Consider the following 19,069-nt stretch of genomic DNA (forward strand, 5'->3'; position numbering starts at 1 on the left):
CCTTCAGTTATTGTCATCCTGCCGAGCGTATTACGCTATGGGCTCCGCCATCAGGACTCATCTCCGGCTGACTGACTCAGAACCCAGCCTTTGTTTTGCTGATAAACGACTTTTTCAGTCACTGTGCTGCCGTAATCATTAAGTACATTAAATTCGATGCTACTGAGCCGGGCGGGTAATCCCTGCGAGCCTGCCGTGGCTAATGACGCAGAGGAATACGGTGCCAGCATTTGCGGCACAAGCGGATACGTTTGCTTCCCGTCTTTTGCCGTCACGGACTCGAAAGAAAAGTAATACGGCGTTGGGTTTTCTATTTTCACGGATTTTTTATTAGGTTCCGTGTGCCAGCGTAATGCTGAAATATAATCGGTACTATTTCCTGTTAATGCCGGAGGACGATAAAATATTTTTATCCGGGTGCGAAAAGCCAATTCCAGCCGATCTTTATTTTTATCGTCATCATTAACTGTCGGTATCTCCAGTAAATTAAACCAGTAAACGGATTCACGATCCGTCGGTAATTCCATACCGTTATATATCAGCCTGACACTTTGTCCTTTACCGGGATCAATCCGGTAAACCGGTGGCGTTACAGTAAACGGTACCAACATAGTATTAATATCATTATTCTTACTGCCGTCATCGACCCAGACCTGCACCAGTACGGGAGAGCTTCCTTTATTATTAGTACGGATACTTTTTTCCCGTTCAGCCGCAGGGAAAATAACCCGGGTACCGGCTATTGTCACACCTGCGCTGGCAGGAACAGGCAGCAACAGTAACCCGGCGATAATAACCACAAGGCACGAGATTATTCCCTTATAACATCTCATAGAATAAACCATTAATAATAGTGGATTAACAGGGGCAGCTTTCGCTCCCCCGTGGTATTTAACTACCAATAACGCTATTAAGGATAAGAAAGCGTATATACCACATGCGCCGTGACTTTCCCTGCCGTCGTTACCCCGGTGGCATAATAGCCGCCGGCATAGGTCATACTGGCCTGCCCGCCAACGATATCCACTTCTTTTCCGGTATCACCGGGACGAAGATGTGTATGATCCGAATTAAATAAACGAACCTCGACATTCGCTGCAGCTTCTTTACTTCCGGTGGTGGCCTGATAATCATTTTTCAGGTTCCAGGTACTGTAGTTAATCCCGGAGGAACCGATCGGCTCGAAATGGGCAGCCACTTTCTTAAAGGAACCGGGGCAATCCTTCACTTTAATATCAAAGTTTTTAATGCCGCTCTGGCCTCCGGCACCCTGCATCGACTGGGTCGATACTGTCGGCAAAGTGACGATCAGGTTGTCATTTTCGATAGTACAGGTCTCCCCCACCAGCTCCCCGTCGAACGTTACCATGCCTTGTCCGGGGTTCAGGGTATCTGCGGCTGAAGCAGATAATGCGAAAGACGATGCAAACAGCGCCAGTAAACTGATAGATACTTTATTTTTTTGCATAAAAATCCCTATTTTTGTCACGTAATTACCCTTCAGGTAGAAACTTCCCTCTTTATGTTTTTCACTGAATTTCGTGCTTATCGCTCAACCTCCTTGTTTTCCGGATCATCAACCACCAGTGCTACCCCCTGTTCAGGGATATAGCTCAAAAAAAGGTGTTCTTTTTCAACTCTGTTGTTTTTGGTGCGGGATAACAGATATGTCGCTATCACAGGAAGGATCTCTTTCCCGATCACATGGATGATCTCCCGGGCACCGGAGGTGACTGTCTGACAGCGATTAATAATAAAACTGACGATGTCATCGCTGTACTTCAGTTCCAGTGATTGCTGTTCATACAAACGGGTAATAATCTTAGAAAGCTGCATCCTGACAATGGCCTCCAGTGACGTTCTGCACAAAGAGAAATAAGGAACAACACTGACGCGGCCCAGAAATGCAGCAGGAAATGTTTTTAGTAATAAAGAGTGGAGCTGCGCTAACAGAGTCTCGTTTTCCGGCAGTGCATACTCATCAGAATGACTTACCGTCAGTAAGTCACTCCCGATATTACTGGTGAGCAGGATCAGGGTGTGCCTGAAATCAATACGACGCCCCTCAGCATCTTCCAGAGTTCCTTTATCAAAAATACGGAAGAATAATTCATGAACATCCGGGTGTGCTTTTTCTGCCTCATCCAGTAACACCACACTGTAGGGTTTACGGCGTACCGCTTCCGTGAGAATGCCACCTTCACCGTATCCGACATAGCCCGGCGGAGAGCCCTTCAGCGTCGAAACGGTATGAGCCTCCTGGAATTCGCTCATATTGATAGTGATCAGATTCGACTCCCCCCCGTAAAGTAACTCAGCCAGTGCCAGCGCCGTTTCCGTTTTACCGGTACCGGAAGGCCCGGTAAGGAAGAAAACCCCTGTCGGTCTGTCAGGATCGGATAATCCCGCCCTTGCCGTCCGGACAGCCTGGCAAATTTGCCCGATAGCGCGTGGCTGCCCGGTGACCCGGGCAGCCAGCTGTGCCGGGAGTTCCAGCACCGCACTCAAATCATCTTTCATTACCCGTCCGGTCGGGATCCCTGTCCATTGCGCGATAATTTCAGCAATGACCGTTGCATCGACTTCGGCACGGACCAGCGGAGGCTGTTCCCCCTGTTGTTCCAGGGTGTACTGCACATGTTGCAGTTGCTGCTGAAGCTTCTGAACTTCCGTATCCGGCAGGCCGGGTTGCAGCAACTGCTCTCTTAGCGCATAGATCTCCGTCAGCAGTTCGCACTCCTGATGCCAGCGTTTCTCCAGAAGATCTGACTCCTGTAACACATCTCTGAGGGAGTCCTCAATGTCACTTTTGGACTGCACACTGGCTTTACCAAAACACAGAGATTTATCCAGTAACTCCAGTTCACTGACCGAGGCTCTTGCACTGGCACGAAGCTGCTGTAGCTTAACGGGAGGGGTATACCTGGCAATCGCAACACGGGCACAGGCAGTATCCAGCAAGCTGATCGCTTTGTCGGGTAACTGTCTTGCCGGAATATAGCGGTGAGATAACCGGACCGCAGCCTGCAAAGCCTCATCAAGGATCAGGACCTGATGATGCTGTTCCAGAGAAGGCAGCAGTCCACGTAACATCTGTACCGATAAAGGTTCGGAGGGTTCGTCGATTTGTACAACCTGAAACCGACGGGTCAGCGCAGGATCTTTTTCAATATGCCGTTTAAATTCACTCCAGGTTGTCGCGCCTATCGTGCGGATCTCCCCTCTGGCCAGCATCGGTTTCATCAGGTTCGCCGCATCACCGGTCCCGGCTTCTCCGCCAGCACCGACCAGCGTATGAAATTCATCGATAAAAAGGATGACGGCAGGAACGGCCCGGGCCGCAGATTCGAGAACGGATTTCAGACGGGACTCAAATTCGCCTTTCATTCCCGCACCGGCAGTCAGGGCCACGATATCCAGCGCCAGCAGACGGACATTCACCAGCGAGGGCGGTACGGCACCGTCGGCAATCGCCAGCGCCAGGCCTTCAGCCACCGCCGTTTTCCCTACCCCGGCATCCCCGGTGAGTAGCGGGTTGTTCTGGCGACGGCGCAACAGAATATCAATGATGGTGGTAATTTCACTGTCCCTGCCGGTGACCGGGTCAATTTTCCCCGCCCGGGCTTGTGCCGTCAGGTCGGTGGTATACATCTCCAGCGCATTTCCTGCTGCTGGCCGGAGATCAGAGAACATGTTTCCGTTCTCCGACGCCATCCCCTCCGCCATGATAAGGCTTTCCTGCTCTGCCGAGTCCCGGGTCAGCATTGCCGACATATGGCTGATTTCTTCCGCAGACAGTACGCGAAATTCCGATGATAAGGCGAATAATGCACGACGCAGTTCAGGATGACTCAGCAGTGCAATCACCAGATGCAGACTGCGTATTTTTGCCACCGGCTCTTCCCCGAGGCTTGCTATCATCCAGGCTTTCTCGATCGCCAGCTCAATAAGGTAAGAGAAATCGGTTACCTCTTCCGCCCCGCGCGGCAAATGCGCGGCCTGAGTCATCAGGTCTTCTTCCAGTATCGCCCTGTCTGTCTGGTAGTGGCGAAGAATAAACTGCAGATCACAGCGTTCTTCCTGAAGCAGGGTCATCAGCCAGTGGACCAGTTCCACATAAGGATTACCCTTGAGACGACAGAGTTCTGTCCCGCTTTCAATACTTCGGGATAATACGTCGTTAAGTTTATCGAATAACGTTCTTCTGACGATCATAATTTTTAGCGCACCCGAAAAAAACAACTCATTCAAAGTTAAGAGGATGTGTAACACTGAATATCACCCTGCAGTCATGCCCCGGATAGTAGCCAAAAAAATAATATCTTCACAACGTCACACCTGACAGTTATATAAAAATAAGAAAACAGCCTGATGCATATTCCTAAAAAAGAAAAACAACGGCGATTAGCTGTTTTATTCCTGGCAGCAATCGATAATATCTTCTGGCGAGGTCAATACGGGCAGCAGAATTAATCATTAAGATGAAAACAGTTTCCCCCGGGTTATGTATTCCTCGTCAATTTAAAAACTGTGATTAAATTTATTATTCAGCCCGCTTAAATACACAGATAAATTCACCGGTAATTTATCAGGCGGGAATTTATTCTGACCGTCGGATAAGTAAATCTGACCAAAGTAAAAAGACAGGAAACAGCAAATGTAATGTATTTATCCGTTTCGACTGAGTGTCATCACCTGCGGGTTAGCTCCGCACCACCCTCATTAAAAATGAACGTCATTAATCAGAGAAAAACGTGGAAAATAATTTTCTGGATTATTATAACCGTGAGCTGACATTTATCCGCGAAATGGCCTGTGAGTTTGCGCAAAAGCATCCGGCGATTGCTGCCAGACTGGGAATGCAGGGGATAGAAGTTGCCGATCCTTATGTGGAAAGGCTGATAGAAGCGTTTTGCTTTTTATCCGCCAGAACCCGTATCAAACTGGATGCCGAATTTCCCCGGTTCACTCAACGATTACTGGACACACTGTCACCGAATTACAATTCACCGACGCCTTCGATGGGGGTCGTTCGCCTGTATCCGGACCCCGACACCGGTGATTTAACCCGCGGCTATACCCTCGACCGGGACAGTGCGTTTATCAGCCAGCGCCTGCCGGAAAGTCAGACCCGGTGCGAGTTTCGTAACAGCCAGCCGGTGACGCTCTGGCCGCTGGAAATTGCCGACGCCAGTCTGACCTCGATACCGCCGGATCTTCCCGGGGTGGCAGAGGAAGATTGTGATATTAGCCAATGTAAAGGTGCCCTGCGTTTACGGCTGAAGCTGACCGGAGATGCCACATTTTCGGAGCTGGAGGGACTGGACAGACTACCTATCTATATCTCCGGCGATGAAACTATCGTGTCACATCTGTTTGAATTGCTGCACTGTCATCATCAGGCCGTGATTATGCCTTCTCCTCATGCAGGTACTCCTGCCACCCTCATTACAGAGCAGCCACTGGTTCCGGAAGGCCTGGAACCTCATCAGGGACTGCTGCCGGCCAGCTGGAACATGTTTCATGGGCATACCCTGTTACAGGAGTACGTCTGCTGCCGCCAGCGTTTCTATTTCTTTACTCTGACCCGGCTTGCCGCGGGTCTGAAAAGCAATCACACCCGGGAAGCCGAAATTATTATTTTGCTGGACCGGCTACCGCAGGAGCTGATTGCCCATGTCAATGCTGCCCGTTTCTTATTATTTTGTACCCCGGTGATCAACCTGTTTCCGAAGCGTCTGGACAGGATCACCCTCAACCGCTCGCTGAATCAGTTTCATGCCGTGGTCGATCGTTGTCATCCCCTGGATTATGAAATTTTTTCTGTCAGTCACGTGACCGGGCTACAGGCAGACAACAGTGACGAGGTTGTCTTTAACCCTTTGTATCACACCCGCCATGTGGACCAGGGGAATTACGGACGCTACTTCTCTCTGCAGCGGGAAGTTCGCCAGGTACAACCGGACGATAGCAGCTATCTGACACAACGCGCTTATCCGGGGACGGAGACTTATATTTCGCTGGTGGATCAACATGAAGCCCCTTACAGCGATACTCTGCGTTACCTGCGGGTAGATGCCCTGGTGACTAACCGTCATCTGCCCTGCACACTGGCAGAGCATGCCCGCTTCCGGCTGACCCTGCCGGAAGATGTGCCGGTAAGCCAGGCTGAGTTTGTCAGTACCCCGTCGGCCCCGAGGGGATCTTTTGCTGTCGGTGAGGCCGCCTGGCGTCTGATTTCTCAGCTTAGCCTGAATTATCTGCCGGTCGGTGAAATGCCGGAGGCCGGCGGTGCCGGTTTTCTGCGTGATATTTTGCAATTATTTACGACCCGTTCAGACCCGGAGACCGTCACACAGATAGAAAGCCTGGTCGGATGTACGACCGAACCGGTGATCCGACGACTGGGCGGGGAAGGCCTGCTGATTTACGGCCGCGGGATCCGCTGTCGCCTGACCGTCGATGAGACGGGTTTTTCCGGCCTCAGTCCTTATTTATTCGGACTGATTATGGAGAATTATCTGTCCCGTCATGCGGCGATCAATATTTTCACCGAAACCGAACTGTATTCGGTTCAGCGCGGACGGGTCGCCGACTGGCCGGCACGCCCGGGCCGGCGGGGGATCTTATGACCCGGCACTCTCCGCCTGCGACAGGAAATACAGCCCCGTGGTACGAATGCTCAGCGCCCTGGGAAAGTGGTTTTTTCAGTCTGATGAGGGCTGTTGCCGCCCGCCACCCTCACTCTCCGGCACCGGGTACCGCGCGGCTGCCGGGCCAGGAGCCGGTCCGCCTCGGGCAGCAGCCTGGCATGATCTTTCCGCCGCGGGAAATTGCCAGCCTGAATGACGACGACGGGATCCTGAAAATACGTCTGTTCTGGCCGGGGATCTGGGGACCGAACAGCGTCTTTCCGTTACACCTGTCAGAACAGGCCTATTTCTGTACGACCCGCCAGGATTACGGCCTGAGTGATTTCGCGGATATCTTTCACCACCGGGCCTTGTCACTGTTTTACCGTGCATGGTTTCTGTGTCAGGACACGGCAACCCTGGATGACCCGCAAAATGAGCGTTTTTCTTTTTACGTGGGCTGCCTGACGGGATTTGCACCTACGGCAGACCATTCATCCCCGTTACCGCGCCATGCTCAACTGGCTTCCGCCCCGCATCTGGCCAGGGAAGCACGCTCCCCCGATGGCCTGACAGGCAGCCTGCAACATTATTTCGATTTGCCCTTCCGTCTTCAGGAGTTTGTTCTGCAATGGATTGAGTTAGCCCGGGAAGATCAAAGCCGTCTCGGGGTAAAAAACGGGGCCAGCCGGTTAGGGGAAGGCGCAATCCTCGGTGATACGGTGCATGACCGCCAGCATAAATTCAGACTCATCGTGGGTCCGCTTACCCTGCAACAGTATCTCTCTTTTATCCCCGGAGGGGAGGATATGCCTGTATTACGTGAATGGGTGAGATGTTTTATCGGGGTGGAATACAGCTGGGATGTGCAGCTCGTACTGGCGGCCGATCAGATCCCTCTGGCACAGCTGAATGGCCGTCATCAGTTAGGGCATGCCGTCTGGCTGGAAAGAGAAAACACAACACAACCACTGGCCGGGATGTGTTTCGAACCGGAGAATTTCGCAGGATACTCAGAGGCAGGAAATTCATGCAACAGACAATAGTTCAGGACACTGCGCCTGAAAATGATGATGCGTCACTACTGACAGAAATCAGTGCCGATGCCCCATGCGGAATAAGTATTGATGACGACCCGCAATTTTTACTGTTACTGGCAGGCCTGCAACCCAAAGCCGATGCCCAGTATGGTGATTTTTACGAGCCGGCAGAGTCAGTTAACTGGGCAGAAACGGCGGCTTCCGCCCGCCGGCTATTGTGCCGGAGTAAAGATATCCGGTTATTTATTATATTAATGCGCTGCAGGATCAGACTGACCGGGGCTGCGGCTCTGGAAAACGGCCTTTCTCTGTTACTGACCCTGTTAAAAAAATGGCCGGAACCCCTGCATCCGCAGCTTTTTGATGAAGAAGAGTTCACCCCGCAACTCAGAGCCAATGCGTTTGGCGAACTGAATGACAGTCACGGAATACTGGCCGATATCCGCCAGTTACGCTTACCGAAAACGGCGGAGGGGCAGATAAGTGTTCGCGACGTCGAAAAAGCCTGCCGATATCAGCCTGCCGATGCAGCCCTGTTAGCACAGCGGATCCCCCTTCTGCGCCAGCAATGGGCCTGCAGTGAAGACACAACGTATCGTGACTTATCACAGGCTCATCAGACTGCGGAACAGCTGGTTTCACTGATACGGGAGGATCTGGGCGAGGAAGCTCCTGATCTTACCGGGTTGCTCTCTCTGCTGAAGCTGTTCAGCCCCGTCCCCCCTCTGCGCTCATCCGTTCAGCCGGTGGCTGAATGCCCGCCGACGGATGTTCCTGCAGCAACAAACCTTCCCGGTAATGCAGAGCCGTCCTCCGCTCCCCTCTTAGTGCCTGCGCTACCGTTTATCAGTGACCGGCAGAGCGCCTGCGCCAGACTGGAGGAGGTGCGTCTCTGGCTCAGAGACGCGGAGCCCGGCAGCCCGGTCATCCCTTTACTGGCCTATGCAGAACGGAGTATTGGCCGAAATTTTGCTGAACTGGTGGCGATGTATCCACCGGAAATCCTCTTATTACTGAAAGATAATTAAGGACGAGAGATATGAGATGGCGAACCCTACTGCTGATGCCTCTGTTTTTAGGCGCAGGAAGCGCCCGGGCCCTTTGTGACTGGCAAAGTGGCTACCCGGCAATATTAACTGTGCCGGACCAGGTGATTACGATTGCGGCCGATGCCCCGGCTGACAGCACCACTCCGATAGCCTCCTTTGAAACCCCGCGGTTAGGTCATAATATTTTCTATACTTACTGTCCGGTCGGCACCGAAGTCGGTCGCAGAGTGATCGGACTGGAGTCTTACAACGCACAGAACAAGACCTTCAAAACCAATATTCCCGGCATTGTCATTAAGCCGCTCTGGACCAATGGCCTGCCCGAATGGGGAGGGTTTCCCACCACGGTTTATATGCCAAAAGTGGATGAATCCGGGTATGTTTACTTCCGTTTCCCCGACGTTTCCGGCTATAAGGTGGAGTTTTATAAAGTGGCTGACACCCTCCAGCTTAATAACCCGGCCGGTGACCTCATTATGCCTCCCGGGCCTATTGGCTATTTTTATCTGATTGTCAGTAATGATCCGAATAACTATCTGAGTAAGCTGGCCCTCAGCGAAATTAAAATTATCAGCACTCCGGTCTGCACGGCTGACAGTGCGAAAACGGTAAATTTCGGCAAGGTCACCGCCAAAATGCTTGAGTCCGGCGTGTCGGAAAAACTGGATTTTGCTATCAACTGTAAAACGGACTATGGCAACTACTCTGCCACGGCTTACATCACCACCGATACCCCTTCTTATGATGCCGCCAGTATTATGGTGAAGGATGCCGGAGGAAGCAGTGGCCGCCTGAGGATCACTATCAAAGACAGCCAGAACCGGGCACTGAAAGTGAACGGTAAAGACGGAGAACAAATCACCAGTACGCTCAGTCAGAACAGTGCGGAATTTCACTGGACGGCGGAACTTTCTGCCGCAGGCCTGGTGCAGCCTTCGGCCGGGGCATTTTCGGCCAAAGCTGAGATTATCTTTGATATCACCTGACTGATGATTTTCCGGGAGAAACATATGCCACCCCAGCCAGATATTTTTGTCAGTATCGCCAGCTACCGTGACCCGGAACTGATCCCGACACTGAAAGATATGACAGATAATGCTTCATCACCGCAGCACTTACATATTGCGGTGTGCTGGCAGGACGAGGGAGATTTTTCGGTATTCAGCGATGCCGGTTTGACGGTATCCCGTCAGTCAGAGACTCAGGATACCCGTTTTTTTTGCTATAACGGCGCTTCTGTCACCGTAATTTACCGCCATTATCTGACCAGTGAAGGTGCCTGCTGGGCTCGTCATCTGTCAGAAACCTGCTATCAGGATGAACCTTACTTCCTGCAGATCGATTCCCATTGCCGGTTTATTGAAGGATGGGATCAGCAGATGATCTCTTTACTGGAGTCGCTTAAGAAGATCAGTGCGTTACCGGTACTTTCCGCCTACCCGCCCGGCTATCAGCCGGGTGATGATGAACAAAAAAGTAAACAGACATCGGTGAGCCGGATGATTTTCAGGGAATTTACCCGGGAAGGCATACCGATGGTGGGAAGCCATGTCCTGACGGCCCCCCGTCCTGTGCGGGGCAGTTATCTGGCCGGGGGCTTTATTTTTGCCCCGGGCCGCTTTGTGCGGGATGTCCCGAATGACCCGCAGATCTTCTTTGCCGGGGAAGAGATCGGTATGTCGGTGAGGGCATTTACTCAGGGCTATGATGTCTACCATCCCCATATCCCCCTGCTGTGGCATTACTACAAGCGCGCAGAATGTTCGAAGATCTGGCAGGATCATAACGATGACGCCAGGAAACAGGGGGCGGTTAGCCGGGCATGGTGGGAGCGGGACCGGGTATCAAAGCAACGACTCGCAACCCTCCTCGGGCTAAACAATGACGCACAGGAGATAGCCCCCCCTTACGGCCATGGTGATCAGAGAACGCTCAGACAGTTTGAATATCAGACCGGTTTGCATTTACGTCTGAGGGCGGTTCAGCCTGCCGTTAGCGGTGATGAAAAACAGGCTTTTTTTGCTGTCCCGCCCGCCAGCGATGCCGAATGGCTGGAGGCATTTACTCTGTGGCATCACAGAACAATAACGCTTTCCCCCGCCGAAATCACCGGTCCCGGGGCCGGCTATGAATTTATCCGACTGAGTGTTTATGACAGGGATAACCGGTTGCTGTTCACCTGCCGCCAGCCTCCTGCCAGCCTGACATCTCCGGACGAACAATCCGCGGTCTCACTGTCGATCCGCTTTTCCACCCTCCCCTGTTGTTACCCGCACCGGATACGGACCTGTGGCTGGCAGTCCGGGGTCGGCTGGGGTGAACTGACGGAGACCCCCTGGTGACTCACGAAACCTGTTTTGATGAGCTGGCGGCTTACGGCATATTGATCCGAGCCGGGGCAGTCATTCCCTCACTTTCAGCCCTCCGGCAACGACTGGCAAGCCGTATAACGGCGTTCAGCCAGAGCCTGACGGAAGAACATCACGACGCAGAACAAAGCCACTCACTTTGCTGCCTGCTGCGTTACTTCCTTGACCTGCAGCTTCAGCAGCACCAGCAACACTGTTCGGTCAGAAAGACGCGCTCCGGAGGCGAAGCGCAGGCTCCTGCCGGTACAGACTCGCGGGCAGACATTTCTGTGGTCCTGCAGGCCTTGCTGGTCTGCGGTGATAACACGCTGTTTCGCTACGGCTATCGCCTGCTCTGTCTGCTGTCAGTCACGGAAAATAGCGACAGAGCGGTGACTGACGCTTTTCTTGCCGAATACCGGAAACGCTATTTTTCGTTACCGGGAATGACACCTCATCCTGTCGCCCGTACGCCCGGGGACTCGCCGGAGGCCGGGAAGCCGCAGATCTGCCTGATCACCGGTCCTTGTGCCGTACAAGGATTCAGCCAGTACGATACAACAGGCAGTCGCGATCTGTCCTGTCACCGGGTCGTCGTGACCGATCCACAGGTATTAATGGAACGTATCCGTTATTTTTCTGAAAAACACCCGCAGGTCGCTATTCAGTGCCTGATCCCTCTGACGGGAGACACTTTCGCGAGTGACGCTCTGCTGGCTGCCGCCTTCGTACACTGGCGGCACAGTCTGCTCAGCGCCGTAAAACTTCCGCGGATCCGCTGCCAGCTGGTGGTGTATGCCCGGCTGAGCCACCGGCATCCGCCCGGAGCCCCCCGGGATGCAGCCTGGGTCCGGACGCCTCCCGGTACCGGCTCAGATTCATTTTCTCAGTGGCTGACACGGCTGCATCAGCAACTGCAGAATGCGGCGCGCTGCGGCGACAGTTATGCCACCGCGCGTGCCTGCGCCGCAAAACCGTTGTCAGAATGGCTGACAGGGGGTGAACTGAACTCTGCCCTGGGCGGGTTATTCACCGATACTCCGCTGCAGTTAACGGAGTTACTGCTGGCTGATATCCGTCAGGGCTTTCCCCGCCACGGCGGCTGGTCACACTGGCTGGCTGAACGCTATTTACTGTATCCGGCCCTGTCGCAGGCGGCACCTTGCCTGCCGCTGCCGCCTCTTTTGCCGGTTGCCTCCGAACCACCGGGTGAGCCATTCACAGCATCGGTCAGCCCTCGCAAACGACAGCGGTTCGTCGTTCCGGGACTGCTGTTATGTCTGTCACTGAGTGCAACCCTGTTGCTTTCCGGTTCCAGGCCACCACTCACCGGGCCACCATTAATGCCTTCGGCGGTCATCGCACCGCTGTCGCTGCCTGACGACGGCACCGGATGGTTTGATCCCGGCAGCAGCACGATCACCGGCACACGTTATCAGACGCTGGCAGCGCTGTTACCGGCGCTGCGCCGTACGTCACAGTATCCGGTTCTGATCGTGGGTTACACCGATAATACCGGTACAGCCGCGGGAAACCGTTACCTCTCCTTACGCCGGGCTGAGTCCGTCCGCGACTGGCTGGTAGCGAATAGTGAATTTCCGTCCAGCCATTTTATTGTTGATGGTGCCGGTGAAACCCGTCCGATAACCACCAATGACAGTCAGCAGGGACGGGCCGGTAACCGGCGCATCGAAATCATTCCCCTCTACCCTCATTTATTCCAGGTAAATAAAGACTATGACTAACAAACCCGTGACTTACCCGTTGCCGGAAGGCACATTTCTGACACTGCTCCCGGACGCGGATTACTCAGTGAATATCCTGAAGTATACCGATGAAGAGAACAGAGCCTACGAAGTGATCATCAACCGCGCTCAGCTGGCAGCCGACCAGACCATGGAAGATTTCTATGAGATGCAGCAGCAACGGATGCGGCAATTTACGCCCGGCTACACGCCGGAAGGCGAGATCCTCAGTCATGAGCTCGGGCCGTCAAAGCTTCCTGTATTACAGGCCGCCAACCGGTTTCTGAATAATGGTGAATGGACGAAACAGATCCTGTCAGTGATCCGCCTGCCTTACGAGGGTTCACTCAATCCATCGCAGAGTAATCTTCTTATTTTTACCCTTGCCACGACGGGAGAATTTACTGACAGCCAGCGTAAGCACTACGTCAGGATCATGAACAGTTTTACTGCCGCAGAAACACCGCTGTCGATGAGCGGCACGGTGGAGTAAGCCAGAGGGCCTCACCGTATCGGAGGCCCGTTATGCTTTATGTCAGCCCGGTTAGTATTTCACTGCCGACAGGCTCCGCGCCAGTTTTTTCGCGGTTAACGCCTCCCGGGCTGCCCGTTCCCCGGTCCCGGGTTGTTGCGGAATTCATCCCGGGCTTCTTCACCCGATGAGATAATTTCGGAAAGATGTGTTTCCCTCTACGGATACGGGATGACCTGATCAAGCTTCGCCATAGGTCGGGTGACAGACGCGCTCCCCTGACCGCCGGAAATCAGGCATAATTTCCCGGCGGGTTAGTTAATATCTTTTACTTTGAATTTTCCGTTATCTTTCCACACGGAAAAAGTCACACTATAACTATTGCCATTTTCGATAGTGTGATTTTCTTTTATCCGTATTGCATTAACAGAGAATATATATGATTTACCGGGGGCAAAAGTAAAGCCGGCATCTGAAATGCATTTATCTGAAAATAACACTGGTGCATTATCAATAGTGAATGTTCTGGCAATCATATTTTCACTACTCCCGATTTCATTAATACTTAATGAGGTGATCCTTTCGCCCTGAGCCCCCGGTGCAGTAATACAAACCCTGCCACCGGCTACACTGACCTTAGCCCGATGATTTTCCGGGCGAGGATCATTTATGTGGCAGGATGTTAAAAAAACAATAGAAATAAACAGGATTATGAATTTCATCATATCGCACTTTTATCACATTGATGCCAGGAATAGGTTGTTATATAGCGAAAGAGTATTATTACCTTAAAAATCATTAAAACCTGCCTGACGACCAGTTTCATATTTCAGACGAATGCTCCTATAATATTTAAAGCAATAATATCCAGAAATAATCTGATTCCCGGACATGGTAAGCGGGAAGATCCTCTGTATCAATACGGTACGACACAGATCGTACTACGTGCAATAAGATATAGTACGTATGTGAGCCTTTTCACGTAAATGTCAAAAGGTTAAGTCGTTTGCGAAAGAAACCGATGGTTGCCGGAGGTACTGCGGCGAAAGAAGTCCGCAGAAAGTGCCCCTTTGAACCCGGGCTGGTTTTCCGTCAGGCGTCTCGTGTCGCGGCAGAAAAACCTTACTCCGGGTTAAACCGCCGCAGGGAGCTGATGCACCGATTTTCTCCGGAATCCGCTGCATCGCCATCATCAGATTTCATTCTTTCAGGCGGCCCCGAAAAAAGTCGCTTTCCCGCTTGTTTTCCTGCCTGACAGACTCCGTTATCATACTCACCACGTACTCGTGAAAGAAAATGTGGGTTGTGGCGCCTGAAGCTACATTTTTTCCCTCTGCCGTCTGGCAAGCTACTCGTCAGCCTGCCGTTAACGCCAGGATTTCATGAGATCCCATGAGACAACGTGAGTAAAAATGATAATCATAAAATCACTTAACCCTCTAATTTTTATGATAATGGACATCTCAACACTATGAGTACAATCGAAAATTTAGACTCTCATACCCCAATGATGCAGCAGTCCTCTTTTGCAAAGATTAACCCTTTTAAATTTAGGAACAAAGTGATTAATTAGCAGGCTCTGGTTTACTGATGGGATACATTTTGAGGAATGTGGGTGCGGTTTGATAGAAGCAGATAACTAACTCTCTAAGGAACAAAAAACCACATATTGTGTTATTTACTCACCCCCACTCAATAGATACACTATTTATAAGGATTTACAATAGCATAAGGAAAAAGAGCATGGCCTTACACGGAAAATTGATATTGAATGGGGCAGATTATGCACCTTTCAATCTGTATGGTGTGGGTGTTTTCATGGCTTTCTCTGGTAAAGGGGTATACCGGAATAAAGGAGCATGTGGAGCTATTCCGAGCGACGGCCCACTACCACCAGGGAAGTACTGGATAGTAGAGCGAGGAGCTGGTGGGCTAGGCTCCTGGGCTAAAGCTAAGGCACAAGATCTATACAACAAATTTTACTATGGTGCTGAATTTGGACGGGATGAGTGGTTTGCTCTATACAAGGATGATTTGAGTATTGATGACGGGACTTGGATTAATGGTGTTCATCGTTGATTGTTTAGACTTCATCCAGGTCGCGTTTCTGAGGGTTGTATAACAATTGCACATAATTCAGACTATGCCCTCATCAGAAATGCACTTCTAAGAACGGCTCCAATACAAGTTCCATGTATGCGGTCACTTATGGCTCGTGGCTGGGTGGAGGTAATAGCTGGTGACTATAACAACACTTGCCCGTAGAATTACAAAAGTTATATTTTATATCCTTTTGTCTCTGGTTATAGCACGCACCCTAGGTACTCCTGAAAATTGGATTAGTGACAAGTTCTATTCATGGCTTGGTCATCTTATTTATGGCTCAGGAGAAATAGGTGCTGACAATTACTATGATCTTTATTTCTATGTGTCCGTAATAACCGTTTTTTCTATAACAACTTTAGTCTATTTAGTTACAATGAAGTTAATTAATAAAATAAGGAAAAAATAACATGCCAATCCCTCCGTATATGTGGCTTAAAGATGATGGTGGTGCAGATATTAAAGGTTCTGTCGATATTCAGGATCGTGACGGTAGTATAGAAATTATTGGGTTAAGCCACGGTATCAATCTTCCAGTAGATAATGCCAATGGTAAAATCACTGGCACTCGTCAACATTCCTCTATGATGATTGAAAAGGAAGTTGCTAATTCAGCGAGCCTCATCAACCGCGCAACCCTGTTACGTCCGCCGCGTTCACCCAGGTTTTTCATATCGAGCCAGATTTTCCAGTAACAGGACTAGTGTAACGATAGAAAAAGGACTTAACGCCGGTTTTTCCACACGATACACGAAGGCACCGATTTTCTCCGTAATCCGCTGCAGCGCCATCGCCAAATTTCATTCTTTCGGACGCCGCCGAAAAAAGTCGCTTTCCCGCGTGTTTTCCTGCCTGTCAGACTCCGTTATCATACTCACCACGTACTCGTGAAAGGAAATGTGGGTTGTGGCTCCTGAAGCTGCATTTTTTCCCTCTGCCGTCTGGCAAGCTACTCGTCAGCCTGCCGTTAACGCCAGGATTTCATGAGATCCCATGAGACAACGTGAGTAAAAATGATAATCATAAAATCACTTAACTCTCTAATTTTTATGATAATGGACATCTCAACACTATGAGTACAATCGAAAATTTAGACTCTCATACCCCGATGATGCAGCAGTACCTGCGTCTGAAAGCGGAGCATCCGGACATTCTGCTGTTCTACCGGATGGGCGATTTTTACGAGCTGTTCTTTGATGATGCACGGAAAGCCTCGCAATTACTGGATATCTCTCTGACCAAACGCGGGGCCTCCGCCGGGCAACCTATCCCGATGGCGGGCGTGCCTTATCATGCGGTGGAAGGTTATCTGGCAAAACTGGTTCAGATGGGGGAGTCCGTCGCTCTCTGTGAACAGGTGGGCGACCCTGCACTGAGTAAGGGCCCGGTCGAACGTAAAGTGGTCCGTATTGTCACTCCCGGGACGATCAGTGATGAAGCCCTGCTGAATGAGCGTCAGGATAATCTGCTGGCTGCCGTGTATGAAAGCCCGAAAGGTACGGGGTTCGGGTATGCGACGCTGGATATCAGCTCCGGACGCTTTCTGCTGAGCGAGCCGGAAAACGCGGAAGCGCTGGCGGCTGAGCTGCAGCGGACCCATCCGTCCGAGCTGCTCTATCCGGAAGACTTTGCTGCGATGGCATTAATTGATGGCCGCCGCGGTTTGCGCCGCCGCCCGATCTGGGAATTTGAACTCAGTACCGCACGCCAGCAGCTGAATATGCAATTCGGGACCCGCGATCTGCGCGGGTTCGGTGTTGAACAGGCGCTGCTGGCCCTGCCTGCCGCAGGCTGTTTGTTACAGTATGCCCGTGACACTCAGCGCACCGCCCTGCCGCACATCCGCTCGCTGAGTATGATACGCCAGCAGGACACCATTATTATGGATGCCGCGACACGGCGTAATCTTGAAATTACCCTGAATATGGCAGGGGGCACCGATAATACCCTGGCGGCAGTGATCGATAAAACGGTCACCCCGATGGGAAGCAGGATGCTGAAACGCTGGCTGCATATGCCCCTGCGTGATGCCGGGGTGATCCGGGAGCGCCAGAGCTGCATTGCCGAGCTTCAGGACCTGAATGAGCAGTTGCAACCGCTGTTACACCAGGTGGGCGACCTGGAGCGTATTCTGGCTCGTCTGGCACTGCGGACCGCCAGACCGCGTGACCTCGCCAGAATGCGCCACGCATTCCGTCAATTACCGGAATTGCAGGAAGTTTTAGCCGAAGCTTCCAGCCCGCGTCTGAAAACACTGGCTCAACAAAGCGGTTTGTTTACCGATCTGCGGGAATTACTTGAGCGTGCCATTATCGAAACCCCGCCGGTGCTGGTGAGAGACGGCGGCGTTATCGCACCGGGATACAATGAAGAACTGGACGAATGGCGGGCGCTGGCTGACGGTGCGACCGATTATCTGGATAAACTCGAAATCCGGGAGAGAGAGTCACTGGGGCTGGATACCCTGAAAGTCGGGTTTAACGCGGTGCATGGCTACTATATTCAGGTCAGCCGGGGTCAGAGCCATCTGGTACCGATGCATTACGTGCGCCGCCAGACGCTGAAAAATGCCGAGCGTTACATTATTCCTGAGCTGAAAGAGTATGAAGATAAGGTCCTGACCTCGAAAGGCAAAGCCTTGTCGCTGGAAAAAGCGCTGTATGACGCACTCTTTGATCAGTTATTGCCTTTCCTTGAACCGTTGCAGCAAAGTGCCAGTGCATTATCAGAACTTGATGTATTAACAAACCTGTCAGAACGCGCAATGACACTTAATTATTGCTGTCCGGTTTTACAGGACGCTGCCGGGATCAATATCCGGGAAGGACGTCATCCGGTCGTTGAACAGGTGCTGAAAGACCCCTTTATCGCTAACCCGTTAGCGCTCTCGCCACAGCGGCGGATGCTGATTGTCACCGGGCCAAATATGGGGGGTAAAAGTACCTATATGCGCCAGACGGCGCTGATTGCTCTGTTAGCCTGGACCGGCAGTTACGTGCCGGCAGAAGCAGTGACTCTGGGCCCGATAGATCGTATTTTTACCCGGGTCGGTGCCGCCGATGACCTGGCTTCCGGACGTTCCACCTTTATGGTAGAGATGACCGAAACGGCCAACATCCTGCACAATGCCACCGCAAACAGCCTGGTACTGATGGACGAGATTGGCCGCGGTACCTCAACCTATGACGGATTATCACTGGCATGGGCCTGTGCCGAGAACCTGGCGAACCGCATTAAGGCCCTGACCTTGTTTGCAACCCATTACTTTGAACTTACCGCCTTACCGGAAACACTGGAAGGGGTGGTCAATGTTCACCTGAATGCGATGGAGCATGGCGAGACTATTGCCTTTATGCACAGTGTTCAGGAAGGCCCGGCCAGTAAAAGTTACGGGCTGGCCGTCGCGGCACTGGCAGGTGTCCCGAAAGAAGTCATTAAACGTGCGCGCCAGAAGCTGCGTGAACTGGAGATGATTTCAGCAAAAGATACGCCGTCCCGTAGCGGGGGGCCACAGTTGCCACTGCTGGAAGCTGAGGTTTCGCCGGCGGTTGAAGCTCTGGAAGCGTTGGATCCTGACACTATGTCACCGCGTCAGGCACTGGAATGGTTGTACCGGTTAAAAGACCTGGTCTGACCCCTGCAAAAAGCATAAAAGAAAGCAGCCTGTCGTGACAGGCTGC

General features: G+C 51.9%; 12 protein-coding genes and 2 pseudogenes. 10 read left to right on the forward strand and 4 right to left on the reverse strand.

Features of this window, described 5'->3' with window-relative positions; translation table 11 throughout:
- Positions 1 to 50: 50 nt before the first annotated feature.
- The 3 genes from GTPT_RS14970 to tssH all read right to left on the reverse strand — a co-directional run bounded on the left by GTPT_RS14970 (position 51) and on the right by tssH (position 4,218).
- A complete protein-coding gene (locus GTPT_RS14970; protein ID WP_241964884.1) occupies positions 51 to 800 on the reverse strand; it encodes a fimbrial biogenesis chaperone in 750 nt (249 codons plus the stop codon).
- A gap of 110 nt (positions 801 to 910) precedes the next feature.
- Positions 911 to 1,468 carry a fimbrial protein gene (locus GTPT_RS14975; RefSeq protein WP_038011720.1) on the reverse strand — a complete coding sequence of 186 codons (558 nt, stop codon included), beginning with the start codon at positions 1,466 to 1,468 and terminating at the stop codon, positions 911 to 913.
- A gap of 77 nt (positions 1,469 to 1,545) precedes the next feature.
- Positions 1,546 to 4,218: a type VI secretion system ATPase TssH gene (gene tssH, locus GTPT_RS14980; protein WP_029989920.1), complete on the reverse strand. Its 2,673-nt coding sequence runs from the start codon at positions 4,216 to 4,218 to the stop codon at positions 1,546 to 1,548.
- 536 nt (positions 4,219 to 4,754) lie between these two features.
- Between tssH and tssF the strand changes: the two genes are divergently transcribed.
- Genes tssF through GTPT_RS15015 form a run of 7 tightly spaced genes read left to right on the forward strand, consistent with a single transcriptional unit; the run spans position 4,755 to position 13,307 of the window.
- The gene (gene tssF / locus GTPT_RS14985) at positions 4,755 to 6,632 is read left to right on the forward strand and encodes a type VI secretion system baseplate subunit TssF (RefSeq protein ID WP_029989918.1); all 1,878 of its coding nucleotides are present in this window, start codon (positions 4,755 to 4,757) and stop codon (positions 6,630 to 6,632) included.
- Positions 6,629 to 7,678, forward strand: coding sequence for a type VI secretion system baseplate subunit TssG (tssG, locus tag GTPT_RS14990; protein ID WP_051170720.1), 1,050 nt, complete (start codon positions 6,629 to 6,631; stop codon positions 7,676 to 7,678). Before tssF ends, tssG begins: the two co-directional genes overlap by 4 nt.
- The gene (locus GTPT_RS14995; protein WP_051170719.1) at positions 7,663 to 8,700 is read left to right on the forward strand and encodes a type VI secretion system protein TssA; all 1,038 of its coding nucleotides are present in this window, start codon (positions 7,663 to 7,665) and stop codon (positions 8,698 to 8,700) included. The genes tssG and GTPT_RS14995 overlap by 16 nt, the downstream gene beginning before the upstream one ends.
- 11 nt (positions 8,701 to 8,711) lie before the next feature.
- Positions 8,712 to 9,707: a fimbrial protein gene (locus GTPT_RS15000; protein ID WP_029989913.1), complete on the forward strand. Its 996-nt coding sequence runs from the start codon at positions 8,712 to 8,714 to the stop codon at positions 9,705 to 9,707.
- Positions 9,708 to 9,731: 24 nt separating this feature from the next.
- Positions 9,732 to 11,063 (forward strand): GlcNAc-transferase family protein, encoded by a 1,332-nt coding sequence (locus tag GTPT_RS15005; protein ID WP_029989911.1) that lies wholly within the window; start codon positions 9,732 to 9,734, stop codon positions 11,061 to 11,063.
- Positions 11,060 to 12,814, forward strand: a complete 1,755-nt coding sequence (locus tag GTPT_RS15010; RefSeq protein ID WP_029989909.1) for an OmpA family protein — start codon at positions 11,060 to 11,062, stop codon at positions 12,812 to 12,814. The genes GTPT_RS15005 and GTPT_RS15010 overlap by 4 nt, the downstream gene beginning before the upstream one ends.
- Positions 12,807 to 13,307, forward strand: a complete 501-nt coding sequence (locus tag GTPT_RS15015; RefSeq protein WP_029989907.1) for a DcrB-related protein — start codon at positions 12,807 to 12,809, stop codon at positions 13,305 to 13,307. Before GTPT_RS15010 ends, GTPT_RS15015 begins: the two co-directional genes overlap by 8 nt.
- Positions 13,308 to 13,600: 293 nt before the next feature.
- Here GTPT_RS15015 and GTPT_RS15020 read toward each other — a convergent pair whose 3' ends face one another.
- Positions 13,601 to 14,011 (reverse strand): putative T6SS immunity periplasmic lipoprotein, encoded by a 411-nt coding sequence (locus tag GTPT_RS15020; protein WP_029989906.1) that lies wholly within the window; start codon positions 14,009 to 14,011, stop codon positions 13,601 to 13,603.
- A gap of 1,018 nt (positions 14,012 to 15,029) precedes the next feature.
- Between GTPT_RS15020 and GTPT_RS15030 the strand changes: the two are divergent.
- The 3 genes and pseudogenes from GTPT_RS15030 (at position 15,030) to mutS (ending at position 19,023) form a co-directional block, all read left to right on the forward strand.
- Positions 15,030 to 15,551, forward strand: a pseudogene (locus GTPT_RS15030) (DUF2778 domain-containing protein).
- A 248-nt stretch (positions 15,552 to 15,799) separates the two neighbouring features.
- Positions 15,800 to 16,024: pseudogene (locus GTPT_RS17595) on the forward strand (type VI secretion system tube protein Hcp); the annotation flags it as partial.
- Positions 16,025 to 16,461: 437 nt separating this feature from the next.
- Positions 16,462 to 19,023, forward strand: coding sequence for a DNA mismatch repair protein MutS (mutS, locus tag GTPT_RS15040; RefSeq protein ID WP_029989902.1), 2,562 nt, complete (start codon positions 16,462 to 16,464; stop codon positions 19,021 to 19,023).
- Positions 19,024 to 19,069: the final 46 nt, after the last annotated feature.

Origin of the sequence: Tatumella ptyseos ATCC 33301, assembly GCF_000735525.1 — a bacterium.
Taxonomy (GTDB): Bacteria; Pseudomonadota; Gammaproteobacteria; order Enterobacterales; family Enterobacteriaceae; genus Tatumella; species Tatumella ptyseos.